Raw genomic sequence first — 12,751 nt, 5'->3', positions numbered from 1 at the left:
CAGTTTTGGACTTTGCGTGGCGGAGCACCGCGGCGCGAAACGTGAAAGAGACAGGAAGGCACGATGACCAAGATCATCGTTGACGGTTCGGAAGTCGACGTCCCGGGAGAGTATACGCTCCTCCAGGCGTGCGAAGCCGCGGGCGCGGAAGTGCCGCGCTTCTGCTTCCACGAACGTTTGTCGGTGGCCGGCAATTGCCGCATGTGTTTGGTCGAGGTGAAGGGCGGACCGCCTAAGCCGGCGGCCTCATGCGCCATGGCAGTGCGCGATCTGCGCCCGGGCCCGAACGGCGAAGCGCCGCAGGTCTTCACCAACACACCGATGGTGAAGAAGGCGCGCGAAGGCGTGATGGAATTCCTGCTCATCAATCATCCGCTCGATTGTCCGATCTGCGATCAGGGCGGCGAATGCGATCTGCAGGACCAGGCCATGGGCTTTGGCCTCGATTCTTCGCGCTATGCCGAGAACAAGCGCGCCGTCGAGGACAAATATATTGGTCCGCTGGTCAAGACTTCGATGAACCGCTGCATCCATTGCACGCGCTGTGTCCGCTTCACGGCGGAAGTCGCCGGCACCGGCGACATGGGCGCTATCGGCCGCGGCGAGGATATGGAGATCACCACCTATCTCGAAACGGCGATGACCTCCGAGCTGCAAGGCAATGTCGCTGATCTCTGCCCGGTCGGCGCGCTGCTGCCCAAGCCGCAGAATTTCAAGGCGCGGCCGTGGGAAATGCAGAAGACGGAATCGGTTGACGTGATGGACGCCCTGGGCTCCGCCATCCGCGTCGATACGCGCGGACGCGAGGTCATGCGCATCCTGCCGCGCGTCAACGACGCGGTGAACGAGGAATGGATTTCCGACAAGACCCGCCAGATCGTCGACGGCCTGGGCACTCAGCGCCTCGATCGGCCTTATCTGCGTGAGAACGGCAGACTACGCCAGGCGAGCTGGCAAGAAGCTTTCGCCGCCATCGCCGCGAAGGTGAAGGCGACAAGCCCTGCGAAGATCGGCGCCATCGCCGGTGATCTCGCCGCCGCGGAAGAGATGTATGCGCTGAAGGCGCTGATGCAGAAGCTCGGCTCCGGCAATATCGATTGCCGCCAGGATGGCACCAAGCTCGATCCGAAGTTCGGCCGCGCTTCCTATCTCTTCAACGCCACGGTCGCGGGCATCGAGGAAGCGGATTCGATCCTCATCGTCGGCGCCAATCCGCGCCGCGAAGCGCCTGTGCTCAACGCGCGCATCCGCAAGCGTTGGCTGCGTGGCGGTCTTAAGATCAGCGTCGTCGGTGAACGTGCCGACCTGACTTATGTTTACGACTATCAAGGCGCCGGCCCGGAATCGCTCGCCAATCTGGTCGAGTATCCGCCGCAGGGTAGCCAGAAGCCGATGATCATCGTCGGGCAGGGCGCCTTGGCGCGCCCCGATGGCGCGGCGATCCTCGCCATGGCGGCGAAATATGCGCAAGCCGTTGGCGCCGTGAAGGATGGCTGGAACGGCTTCTGCGTGTTGCACACGGCGGCGTCGCGCGTCGGCGGTCTCGATCTCGGCTTCGTGCCGGGAGAAGGTGGCCTCGATGTGGCGGCCATGGCCAATGGCGGCGTCGATGTGCTGTTCAACTTGGGGGCCGACGAGATCGACATCAAGCCGGGCGCTTTCGTCATTTACCAGGGCTCCCATGGCGACCGTGGCGCACATCGTGCCGACGTCATCCTGCCGGGCGCGGCCTATACGGAAAAGAGCGGCACCTATGTGAACACGGAAGGTCGTGTTCAGATGGCGGCGCGCGCGGCTTTCCCGCCGGGCGATGCGCGCGAAGATTGGGCGATCCTGCGGGCGCTTTCGGATGTGCTGGGCCAGCGCCTGCCGTTCGACTCCCTCGGCGCGCTGCGCAAGGCGCTCTATGCCGAGCAGCCGCATCTCGCCCGTCTCGAGCAGATCGCGCCGGGCGCGAGTATGAACATCACCGCGACAGGCGCGCCGGGCAAGGAAGCTTTCGCGTCTCCCATCACGGATTTCTATATGACGAACCCGATCGCGCGCGCTTCCTCGGTCATGGCCGAATGTTCGGCTTTGGCGCGTGGGCGCATGCAGCAGGCGGCGGAGTAGGGACATGGATTTCTCCTGGGTTCTGCACCTTCTCATCATCGTCGGCAAAAGCCTGCTGATGCTCGTCGCGGTGCTGATTTACGTCGCCTATATTCTGTATGCCGACCGTAAAATCTGGGCGGCAGTGCAGTTGCGCCGTGGCCCCAACGTCGTTGGCCCCTGGGGCTTGCTGCAGTCCTTCGCCGACATGCTCAAATTCGTGTTCAAGGAACCGGTGATCCCGGCGGGCGCGAACAAGGGCGTGTTCCTCTTGGCGCCTTTCGTCACGGGCCTTCTGGCGCTCGCGACCTGGGCGGTCATTCCGGTGGCGGACGGCTGGGCCATTGCCGATCTGAACGTCGGCATCCTCTATGTTTTCGCCATCTCCTCGCTCGGTGTCTATGGCATCATCATGGGCGGCTGGGCGTCGAACTCGAAATATCCGTTCCTGTCGGCGCTGCGTTCGGCCGCGCAGATGGTGAGCTATGAAGTCTCGATTGGCTTCGTCATCGTCACCGTGCTGCTCTGCGCCGGTTCGCTGAACCTCTCCGACATCGTCAAGGCGCAGGACACGTCCTACGGTCTGCTCGGGTGGTACTGGCTGCCGCTGTTCCCGATGTTCATCATCTTCTTCATTTCGGCTTTGGCTGAGACCAATCGTCCGCCGTTCGATCTGGCCGAAGCGGAATCCGAACTCGTCGCCGGCTTCATGGTCGAATATTCCTCGACCCCCTACATGCTGTTCATGCTCGGCGAATATGTCGCCATCGTCGGCATGTGCGCCATGACGACGGTGCTGTTCCTGGGTGGCTGGCTGTCGCCGCTGCCGTTCGCGCCGTTCACCTGGGTGCCGGGCATCATCTGGTTCGTCTTGAAGGGGACGCTCGTCTTCTTCATGTTCGCCATGGTGAAGGCTTTCGTGCCGCGCTACCGCTATGATCAGCTGATGCGTCTGGGCTGGAAGGTGTTCCTGCCGATCTCGCTGTTCATGGTCGTTCTGGTCGCAGCCGTCCTGCAGTTCACCGGGTGGGGAGGGCGCGTATGAACGTCGATCTTTCCAATGCCGGCCTGGTCGGCGCGCTCCTGGGGCTCGCTTTCGGTCTGTTCCAGTTCTCCCTGATCCAGCGCGTCATCCGGCGCATGCTGACGAACGAGGCGAAGCAGGAAAAGCCCGGGCCCGAGGCGATCGCCCATGTCGAACGTCTGATGAAACCGATCCGCTATGCACTGCTGGTGGCGGCTCTCATTATCTATCCCCTGGCCGGCTATATCGTTGGCGCGCCCTACGCCACGCAAAGTAGATGAGTCTGGACATGAAACTCGACCGCGCCGCAAAAGCCCTGTTTCTCACCGAGTTCGTCGGAGCCTTCGTGCTATCGATGCGCTACTTCTTCAAGCCGAAGGCGACGCTGAACTATCCGCACGAGCGCAATCCGCAATCGCCGCGGTATCGCGGCGAGCACGCGCTGCGCCGCTATCCCAATGGTGAAGAGCGCTGCATCGCCTGCAAATTGTGCGAGGCGATCTGCCCGGCTCAGGCCATTACCATCGAGGCTGGCCCGCGCGGTAACGACGGCACCCGCCGCACCACCCGTTACGACATCGACATGGTGAAGTGCATCTACTGCGGCCTGTGCCAGGAGGCCTGCCCGGTGGACGCCATCGTCGAGGGACCGAACGCCGAATTCGCGGTCGAAACCCGCGAGGAACTTTACTACGACAAGGTGCGCCTGCTCGAAAACGGCGCGCGCTGGGAACGTGAAATCGCGCGCAATATCGCGATGGACGCCCCTTACAGGTAATTCTTCTTTCCGCTTTGCGGAAAGATTGATGAGGACGAAACGATGACCGTGGCCGCCGTCTTTTTCTATCTGTTCTCGACCGTCATGCTCGCTTCAGCGTTCATGGTGATCGCGGCGCGCAATCCCGTTCACTCGGTGCTGTTCCTTATCCTGGCCTTCGTCAATGCGGCCGGGCTCTTCATTCTCGCCGGCGCGGAATTCCTCGCCATGATCTTGGTCGTGGTCTACGTCGGCGCGGTGGCGGTGCTTTTCCTCTTCGTCGTCATGATGCTCGATGTTGACTTCACCGAGTTGAAGCAGGGCTTCCTGCAATATCTGCCGCTCGGCGCGCTCATCGGCATCGTCGTTGCCATAGAGTTGATCATGGTACTCGGCGGCTGGACCGCTGCGCCTGGCGCCAGGGCGACCAATGCGCCGCAAATCACCGCGCTGAGCAACACTGAGGCGCTCGGCCTCGTTCTCTACACGCGCCACGTCTATTTCTTCCAGGCCGCTGGTCTCGTCCTGCTGACGGCGATGATCGGTGCGATCGTCCTGACCCTGCAACACAAGCCCGGCGTCAAGCGCCAGGATATTTCGCAACAGAATGCGCGCACGCGCGAGGAAGCCGTCGAGGTCCGCAAGGTGCCCTCGCGGACCGGCGTCTGATAGAGGTTCGCATGGAAATCGGTCTCACCCATTATCTGATCGTCGCTGCGATCCTGTTCACCATCGGGATCGCGGGCATCATTCTCAACCGCAAGAACATCATCATCATCTTGATGTCGGTCGAGTTGATCCTGCTGTCGGTGAACATCAACCTGGTCGCCTTCTCGAGCTTCCTTGGCGACCTCACCGGTCAGGTCTTCTCCCTGTTCATTCTCACCGTCGCGGCTGCCGAGGCTGCGATCGGTCTGGCCATTCTTGTCACCTATTTCCGCAACCGTGGCTCCATCGCGGTTGAAGACATCAATATGATGAAGGGCTGAGGGCGCATGTATACCGCGATCGTCTTTCTGCCCCTCGTAGGGTTTCTGATTGCTGGCCTGTTCGGCCGGCAGCTCGGCGCCCGCCCGTCTGAGCTCGTCACCACGATCTTTCTGTTCGTGGCCGCTGCCCTGTCGTGGATCGCCTTCTTCAGCGTCGGTCTCGGCACCGCTGGCACCAGCGTCCCCGTGCTGGGCAACTGGATCGTCTCCGGTGGCTTGAAGATTGATTGGGCGCTGCGCATCGACACGCTCACCGTTGTCATGCTCGTCGTCATCAACACCGTTTCGGCGCTCGTGCACCTCTATTCCGTCGGCTACATGAACGAGGATCCGCATCGCCCGCGGTTCTTCGCTTATTTGTCGCTGTTCACCTTCGCCATGTTGATGCTGGTGACGGCCGATAATCTGGTGCAGATGTTCTTTGGCTGGGAAGGCGTCGGTCTCGCCTCTTATCTGCTGATCGGCTTCTGGTATGAGAAGCCGTCGGCCAATGCCGCTGCCATTAAGGCTTTCGTCGTCAACCGCGTGGGTGACTTCGGCTTCCTGCTCGGCATTTTCCTCCTGTTCGCGCTCACCGGTTCCGTGGCGCTCGACCAGGTCTTTGCCGCCGCGCCGGGCCTTGCCGGCAAGACGATGCATATTTTCGGCCTCGACATCGATCCGATGACGCTGGTCTGCCTGCTGCTCTTCATGGGCGCTTGCGGCAAGTCGGCCCAGTTCCTGCTGCACACCTGGTTGCCGGATGCGATGGAAGGCCCGACGCCGGTGTCGGCCCTCATCCACGCGGCCACCATGGTCACTGCCGGCGTCTTCATGGTCGCCCGCATGTCGCCGCTGTTCGAATATGCGCCGGTGGCGCTCTCGGTCGTCACCATCGTTGGCGCGACGACGGCGTTCTTCGCCGCCACGGTCGGCCTGGTGCAAAACGACATCAAGCGCGTCATTGCTTATTCGACCTGTTCGCAGCTCGGCTACATGTTCGTCGCCCTGGGTGTCGGCGCCTATAATCTGGCGATCTTCCACCTGTTCACCCACGCCTTCTTCAAGGCGCTGCTGTTCTTGGGCGCTGGCTCGGTCATTCACGCCATGCACCACGAGCAGGACATGCGGAAGATGGGTGGGCTGGCCAAGCACATCCCGATCACCTTCTGGATGATGACGATCGGCACCTTCGCGCTGACCGGCTTGCCGCTGACCGCCGGTTTCTTCTCCAAGGATGCGATCATCGAGGCGGCTTTCACCTCGCAGCGTCCGGGCGCGCTCTATGCGTTCCTGCTGGTGGTCATCGCCGCCGGCCTGACCTCTTTCTATTCCTGGCGTCTGGTGTTCCTGACCTTCTTCGGCAAGGAACGCTGGGCCGCCGATGCGCACAATGACCATGCCGATGATCACGGCCATGCTGCTCCGGCGGTTGCTCACGGTCACGACGATCATGCGCATGACGATCATGGCCACGGGCCGTTGCAGCCGCATGAATCGCCGGCTGTCATGCTGATCCCGCTCTATGTGCTCGCCGCTGGCGCGCTGTTCGCGGGCCTGTTGTTCCGCGATGCCTTCATCGGCGATGGCTTTGATGCCTTCTGGAAGAAGGCGCTGTTCTTCGCGCCGGACAATCATATCCTGCACGAGATGCACAATGTGCCGGAATTCGTCGCCCATCTGGCGACCTATATGATGCTCGGCGGCTTCCTCGTGGCCGTGCTGATGTATGTTTTCTACACCGACGCGCCGCGCAAACTGGCCGAACGCCATGGCATGCTCTACCGGTTCCTGCTCAACAAATGGTATTTCGACGAGCTTTATGACCTGATCTTCGTCCGCCCGGCCTTCTGGCTTGGTCGCGTCTTCTGGAAAGAGGGCGATGGACGGATCATCGACGGCATGGGCGCGGATGGGATCTCAGCGCGCGTCATCGACGTTGCTGGCCGGGTCGTGAAATTGCAGACCGGCTATGTCTATCACTACGCCTTCGCCATGCTCATTGGCGTCGCCGCGTTCATCACCTGGTATCTGCTGGGCGGAGTGCACCACTGATGTTCGGCTTCGGTCTTCTCTCCGGCCTGATCTTCCTGCCGCTCGTTGGCGCGGCCTTCATTCTGCTGCTGCGCGGCGAGAGCGAAGCCACCCTCAGCAATGCCCGCTGGGCGGCGCTGCTGACGACGGTCGCCACCTTCCTCCTGTCGCTCTACGCTTGGAGCCAGTTCGATCCGAACTCGGCTGCCTTCCAGCTTGTCGAGGAAAAGAGCTGGCTCGGCAGCGGTCTGATCTACAAGCTCGGCGTTGACGGCATGTCCATGCCCTTCGTCCTGCTGACCACCTTCCTGATGCCGTTCTGCATCCTGGCCTCGTGGGAATCGATCACCTTCCGCGTCAAGGAATATATGATCGCCTTCCTGGTGCTCGAGACGCTGATGATCGGCGTGTTCTGCGCCCTCGATCTGGTGCTGTTCTACCTGTTCTTCGAAGGCGGCCTCATTCCGATGTTCCTCATCATCGGCATCTGGGGCGGCAAGCGTCGCATCTACGCCAGCTTCAAGTTCTTCCTCTATACGCTGCTCGGCTCGCTGCTGATGCTGCTCGCCATCATGGCGATGTATGGCGTCGCCGGCACCACCGACATCACTGTTCTACTCAAGACGACCTTCCCGTCGTCCATGCAGAAGTGGCTGTGGCTCGCCTTCTTCGCCTCCTTCGCGGTGAAAATGCCGATGTGGCCGGTGCACACCTGGCTGCCCGACGCGCACGTGGAGGCGCCGACGGCGGGCTCGGTCATCCTGGCTGGTATTCTTCTGAAGATGGGCGGTTACGGTTTCATCCGTTTCTCGCTGCCGATGTTCCCGGAAGCGTCGCAATACTTCGCGCCGCTGGTGTGGACGCTGTCGGTCATCGCCATTGTCTACACCTCGCTCGTGGCGCTGGTGCAGGAAGACATGAAGAAGCTCATCGCCTATTCGTCCGTGGCGCATATGGGCTTCGTCACCATGGGCCTCTTCGCCATGAACCAGCAGGGCGTGCAGGGCGCCATCTACCAGATGGTCAGCCACGGCCTTGTCTCAGGCGCGCTCTTCCTTTGCGTCGGTGTCGTCTATGATCGCCTGCACACCCGCGAGATCGCCGCCTATGGTGGTCTGGTGCGCAACATGCCGCTTTATGCGGTGGCCTTCATGATTTTCACCATGGCCAATGTCGGCCTGCCGGGCACCTCGGGCTTCGTCGGCGAATTCCTGACGCTCATGGGCACGTTCTTCGCCAATGCCTGGGTCGGTCTCATCGCCACGACCGGCGTCATTCTCTCGGCCGCATACGCGCTCTATCTCTATCGTCGAGTCATTTTCGGCGTGCTCGAAAAGCCGTCGTTGATGAAGATGAAGGATCTGAACGCCCGCGAGATCGCCTGTCTCGCGCCGCTCGCCGTGCTCGTCATCTATTACGGCATTCAGCCGGGCCCGATCCTGAGCGCCTGCGCGGCCTCCGTCGACCTGCTCATCAAGAATTATCAGACGGCGCTCGGCCTTACCAAGGCCGCCACGCTGGCGCTGCACTGAGGATATGGACATGACCCCGCTTTCCTTCGCGCTGGCCCACTCGCTGCCGGAGATCGTGCTGGCCATCGGCGCGCTCGCCCTGTTGCTGCTCGGCGCGCTGCGCCGGCTGACGGGCGACTGGATCATCAGCGAATGCGCTATCGCGCTACTCGGTCTGGCTGCGCTGAGCATGTTGTTTCAGGTCGGGCCCACCGCCATCATCTGGGACGGGGCCTTCATCGACGATGCTTTCGGCCGTTTCATGAAGTTCCTGGCGCTGGGCGGCGCCATGATTTCGCTGATCCTGTCGCGTGAATTCATGGCGCGCCAGCGGATTGATCTGTTCGAGTTTCCGATTCTCGTCCTGCTCGCCACGCTCGGCATGTTGATGCTGATCTCGGCGCAGAGCCTGATCGCGCTCTATCTCGGCCTCGAGCTGATGAGCTTGGCGCTCTATGTCCTCGCTGCCTTCCATCGCAGCAATCTGCGGGCGTCGGAAGCAGGCCTGAAGTATTTCGTCCTCGGTGCGCTGTCGTCGGGCATGCTGCTCTATGGCGCTTCGCTGCTTTATGGCTTTGCCGGCACGGTGTCCTTCACCGGCATCGGTGAAGCACTGAAGGGCGGCCCGTCGATCGGCGTCGTCTTCGGCTTGGTCTTTGTCATGGCCGGCCTCGCCTTCAAAATGTCCGTCGTGCCGTTCCATATGTGGACGCCCGACGTCTACGAGGGCGCGCCGACCCCGGTGACCACGTTCTTTGCTTCGGCGGCGAAAATCGCCGCGGTCGCCATCACCATTCGCATCATCATGACCGCATTCCCCGGTCTGAAGCTGCAATGGCAGCAGATCGTCGTCTTCATCTCGATCCTGTCCATGGTGGTCGGCGCCTTCGGTGCCATCGGCCAGACCAACATCAAGCGCCTGATGGCCTATTCCTCCATTGGCCATATGGGCTTTGCGCTGGTCGGCCTGTCGGCTGGCACGGAGCAGGGCGTGTTCGGCGTGCTGGTCTATATGGCGATCTATCTCGCCATGACGCTTGGCACTTTCGCCGTCATCCTCTCCATGCGTATCGGCGATCGCTATGTTGAGAATATCGGCGATCTCGCCGGTCTGTCGCGCAATCACAAGTTCATGGCTTTCGTGATGGCGATGATGATGTTCTCGCTGTCGGGCATTCCGCCGCTCGCCGGCTTCTTCGCCAAATGGTATGTCTTCCTGGCCGCCATCCAGGCGAACCTCTACTGGCTCGCCGTCATCGGCATGCTCGCCAGCGTCGTCTCTGCTTTCTACTATCTGCGCGTCGTCAAGATCATGTATCTCGACGAACCGGCGCGACCCTTCGACAAGGTGCATTGGGAAGTGAGCGCCATCGTGGCGCTCGGTGGCCTGTTTGTCGTCTTGTTCTGGGTCTATCCGGCGCCGCTGGTGAACGCAGCGAGCCTCGCCGCCAAATCCTTGTTCTGAGTTAAAGCCAGTCATTGTCCATCGCCGCGTTCCGCTTCGAACATTTCACTGAAATCGCTTCGACGAATGATGCGGCGATGGCGCGGGCGCGCAGCGGTGACGCTGGCCGCCTGTGGATCTCGGCCGATGTGCAGACATCGGGACGCGGTCGCCACAACCGGCCTTGGTCGTCACCCACGGGAAATCTTTACGCCAGCCTGCTGCTGATCGATCCGTCGTCGCCAGCGAAGGCGCCGCAGCTCGGCTTCGTCGCCGGCATTGCGTTGATCGATGCTTTGCGCGATTTCGCGCCTGACGTCGGTTTCGCGCTGAAATGGCCAAACGACATCCTTGTCAACAATGCCAAAATGGCCGGCATCCTGCTCGAAGGCTCGTCCTTGCCGGGTGGCAACTTTGCTTGCGTGCTGGGCTGCGGCGTCAATTGCGCCTCCCACCCCGATGGCCTCGCTTATGCGGCGACTGACTTGAAAGCGCTTGGGCACGATATCGCGCCATCAAGGTTGCTTCAGGCTCTGGCGATGGCCTTCGCGCGTTGGCTCGATGTGTGGGCAGCGGGGGAGGGCTTTGCCGCCATCCGCGCTGCCTGGCTGGAACGTGCGGCCGGCGTCGGCGGCCCGGTCCGCGTCAATTTGGCAGGCCAGATGCACGAGGGGCGCTTCGCCGATATGGACGCCGCCGGCCGTCTTATTCTCGATGGTGCGGATGGGCGCGTGACAATCGACGCGGGCGATGTATTCCTGGGGCCGGTCAACCGGCCGCAGCATGAAAACGGACAGCCATAGGAGCGCCCGGCATATGACCGACCGCAACACCGATCTAGTTTTCGCCCCGCTAGGGGGCCTCGGCGAGATCGGCATGAATGTCGCGCTCTACGGCTTCGGCCCAAAGGGCCGCCGCAAATGGCTTATGGTCGATCTCGGCGTCGCCTTTGCCGGCCCGGAATTGCCGGGCATCGATCTCATCTTGCCCGATCTCGCGTTTATCGAGCGCAACCGCAAGGATCTCGTCGGCCTGGTCATCACCCATGCCCATGAGGACCATATCGGGGCTGTGGCGCGCCTGTGGCCGCGCATCGGCTGCCCGCTCTATGCGACACGCTTCGCCGCAGGGCTGCTCGAAGTCCGCCGCCTCAACGAGAATGGCGCACCGAAGATACCGATCCATATCGTCAGCCCCGGCCAGCGCATCGATCTTGCGCCCTTCGACGTTGAGATGATCCCCGTTGCCCATTCGATTCCCGAAAGCACGGCGCTCGCCATTCGCACGCCGCTGGGCACCGTGCTGCATTCCGGCGACTGGAAGATCGATCCGACACCCGTTGCCGGCTGGGCGACCGACGAGGCGCGCCTGCGCGCCATCGGCGATGAAGGCGTGCTGGCGCTGATCAGCGATTCCACCAATATTCTGCGTGACGGCGAAAGCCCGTCGGAAGCCGACGTTGCCGCCAATCTCGAAAATCTGATTGCCGAAGCGCCGAACCGCGTGATGGTGACGACCTTTGCCTCGAACGTCGCACGCATGCGCGCCGTGGCCTTGGCGGCGGCGCGTGCCGGGCGCCATGTGGTCATCGCCGGGCGTGCCATGGACCGCGTGTCGGAAGTGGCGCGCGAGTGCGGCTATCTCGACGGCGTGCCGGATTTCCTGCCGGCGGATAGTTTCGCCAATCTGCCCCGCAATAAGATCGTTATCATGGCGACAGGCAGCCAGGGTGAGAGCCGGGCCGCTATGGCCCGCATCGCCAACGACGACCATCCGCAGGTGCATCTGGTTCCGGGCGATCGAGTGATTTTCTCGTCGCGACCGATCCCCGGCAACGAGCGCGCCATTGGCGACATCGTCAACGGCCTCGTGCGTCAGGGCATCGAGGTCATCACCGATCGCACCCATCTCGTCCACGTCTCCGGCCATCCACGCCGCAGCGAAGTGAAACATCTCTACGAGTGGATTCGTCCCCGCATTGCGATTCCCGCCCATGGCGAAGCCCTGCATCTGGCCGAACACGCGCGTTTCGCCCGCGAGCAGGGCGTTCCCACGACGCTCGTCGCCAACAATGGCGATCTTGTCCATCTCGCGCCCGGTGAAGTCGGCATTATCGATCAGGTCGATCACGGCCGCCTCTATACTGATGGCGATTTGATCGTCACGGCGGATGACGAGGCGCTGCGCGACCGCCGCGGCCTGGCCTTCGCCGGCATCATTTCAGTGGGCATCGCCATGACCGCCAAAGGCGAGCTGGCCGGCGATCCCGATGTGGTGATGTCGGGCATTCCCGCGCGCACGCGCGATGGCCGCGCCATGGATGCTCTCATCGACAAGACCGTCTTCGAGGTGTTGGATGGTTTGCCGCGCGCCCGTCGTCGCGATGCCGATGCGGTGGAATCGGCCGTCGAGCGCGCCGTGCGTGGCGCTGTGCGTGCCGTGTGGGGCAAGCGGCCGACGGTGCATGTGCTGGTGATGGAGGTGTAGGTGATTGGACGGCTCAATCACGTCGCCATCGCGGTGCCCGATCTCGCCGCCGCCGTGCGCACCTATCGCGACACGCTGGGTGCGAAGGTGTCGGCGCCGCAGGCTCTGCCCGAACATGGCGTGACAGTCGTCTTCGTTGAATTGCCGAATACCAAGATCGAACTGCTTGAGCCGCTGGGCGCATCGTCGCCCATCGCCAAGTTCCTGGAGAGCAATCCGGCCGGCGGCATGCATCACGTCTGTTACGAGGTCGATGACATCCTTGCCGCCCGCGACCGCCTGAAGGCGGCGGGCGCTCGGGTGCTGGGCGATGGCGAGCCGAGAATCGGCGCCCATGGCAAGCCGGTGCTGTTCCTGCACCCCAAGGACTTCTGCGGCACCCTGGTCGAGATCGAGCAGGTCTAAAGCGTTTTTGCAGTTTGACGAAGTCAAACG

Annotated in this window: 12 protein-coding genes; all 12 read left to right on the top strand. The window is 62.3% G+C overall.

Annotation, left to right across the window (positions count from 1 at the left end; all coding sequences use genetic code 11):
* Nucleotides 1–63 precede the first annotated feature (63 nt).
* Genes nuoG through mce form a run of 12 tightly spaced genes read left to right on the top strand, consistent with a single transcriptional unit; the run spans nucleotide 64 to nucleotide 12,721 of the window.
* Nucleotides 64–2,112, top strand: a complete 2,049-nt coding sequence (gene nuoG / locus BLW50_RS11480; protein WP_090702013.1) for an NADH-quinone oxidoreductase subunit NuoG — start codon at nucleotides 64–66, stop codon at nucleotides 2,110–2,112.
* A gap of 4 nt (nucleotides 2,113–2,116) precedes the next feature.
* On the top strand, nucleotides 2,117–3,136 hold the full coding sequence (nuoH, locus tag BLW50_RS11475) for an NADH-quinone oxidoreductase subunit NuoH (RefSeq protein ID WP_090702010.1): 1,020 nt from the start codon (nucleotides 2,117–2,119) through the stop codon (nucleotides 3,134–3,136).
* A complete protein-coding gene (locus BLW50_RS11470; protein ID WP_090702007.1) occupies nucleotides 3,133–3,396 on the top strand; it encodes a hypothetical protein in 264 nt (87 codons plus the stop codon). The genes nuoH and BLW50_RS11470 overlap by 4 nt, the downstream gene beginning before the upstream one ends.
* A gap of 8 nt (nucleotides 3,397–3,404) precedes the next feature.
* Nucleotides 3,405–3,893, top strand: coding sequence for an NADH-quinone oxidoreductase subunit NuoI (nuoI, locus tag BLW50_RS11465; protein ID WP_090709002.1), 489 nt, complete (start codon nucleotides 3,405–3,407; stop codon nucleotides 3,891–3,893).
* Nucleotides 3,894–3,935: 42 nt separating this feature from the next.
* Nucleotides 3,936–4,541: an NADH-quinone oxidoreductase subunit J gene (locus tag BLW50_RS11460; protein ID WP_090702005.1), complete on the top strand. Its 606-nt coding sequence runs from the start codon at nucleotides 3,936–3,938 to the stop codon at nucleotides 4,539–4,541.
* 11 nt (nucleotides 4,542–4,552) lie between these two features.
* Nucleotides 4,553–4,861: an NADH-quinone oxidoreductase subunit NuoK gene (gene nuoK / locus BLW50_RS11455; protein WP_090702002.1), complete on the top strand. Its 309-nt coding sequence runs from the start codon at nucleotides 4,553–4,555 to the stop codon at nucleotides 4,859–4,861.
* A 6-nt stretch (nucleotides 4,862–4,867) separates the two neighbouring features.
* On the top strand, nucleotides 4,868–6,895 hold the full coding sequence (gene nuoL, locus BLW50_RS11450) for an NADH-quinone oxidoreductase subunit L (RefSeq protein WP_090701999.1): 2,028 nt from the start codon (nucleotides 4,868–4,870) through the stop codon (nucleotides 6,893–6,895).
* Complete coding sequence (locus BLW50_RS11445) at nucleotides 6,895–8,406, top strand: NADH-quinone oxidoreductase subunit M (RefSeq protein ID WP_090701996.1); 1,512 nt, start codon at nucleotides 6,895–6,897, stop codon at nucleotides 8,404–8,406. Before nuoL ends, BLW50_RS11445 begins: the two co-directional genes overlap by 1 nt.
* Before the next feature lie 10 nt (nucleotides 8,407–8,416).
* Nucleotides 8,417–9,850, top strand: a complete 1,434-nt coding sequence (gene nuoN / locus BLW50_RS11440; RefSeq protein WP_090701993.1) for an NADH-quinone oxidoreductase subunit NuoN — start codon at nucleotides 8,417–8,419, stop codon at nucleotides 9,848–9,850.
* Nucleotides 9,851–9,864: 14 nt separating this feature from the next.
* The gene (locus BLW50_RS11435) at nucleotides 9,865–10,632 is read left to right on the top strand and encodes a biotin--[acetyl-CoA-carboxylase] ligase (protein WP_244544214.1); all 768 of its coding nucleotides are present in this window, start codon (nucleotides 9,865–9,867) and stop codon (nucleotides 10,630–10,632) included.
* Nucleotides 10,633–10,645: 13 nt separating this feature from the next.
* Nucleotides 10,646–12,316 (top strand): ribonuclease J, encoded by a 1,671-nt coding sequence (locus tag BLW50_RS11430; protein WP_090701989.1) that lies wholly within the window; start codon nucleotides 10,646–10,648, stop codon nucleotides 12,314–12,316.
* On the top strand, nucleotides 12,317–12,721 hold the full coding sequence (mce, locus tag BLW50_RS11425; RefSeq protein WP_090701985.1) for a methylmalonyl-CoA epimerase: 405 nt from the start codon (nucleotides 12,317–12,319) through the stop codon (nucleotides 12,719–12,721). It begins immediately after the preceding gene.
* Nucleotides 12,722–12,751: the final 30 nt, after the last annotated feature.

Origin of the sequence: Beijerinckia sp. 28-YEA-48 (assembly GCF_900104955.1) — a bacterium.
Lineage (GTDB): Bacteria > Pseudomonadota > Alphaproteobacteria > Rhizobiales > Beijerinckiaceae > Terripilifer.
Note: the sequence above shows the minus strand (reverse complement) of the source record. Positions and strands in the feature narration are given on the sequence as shown.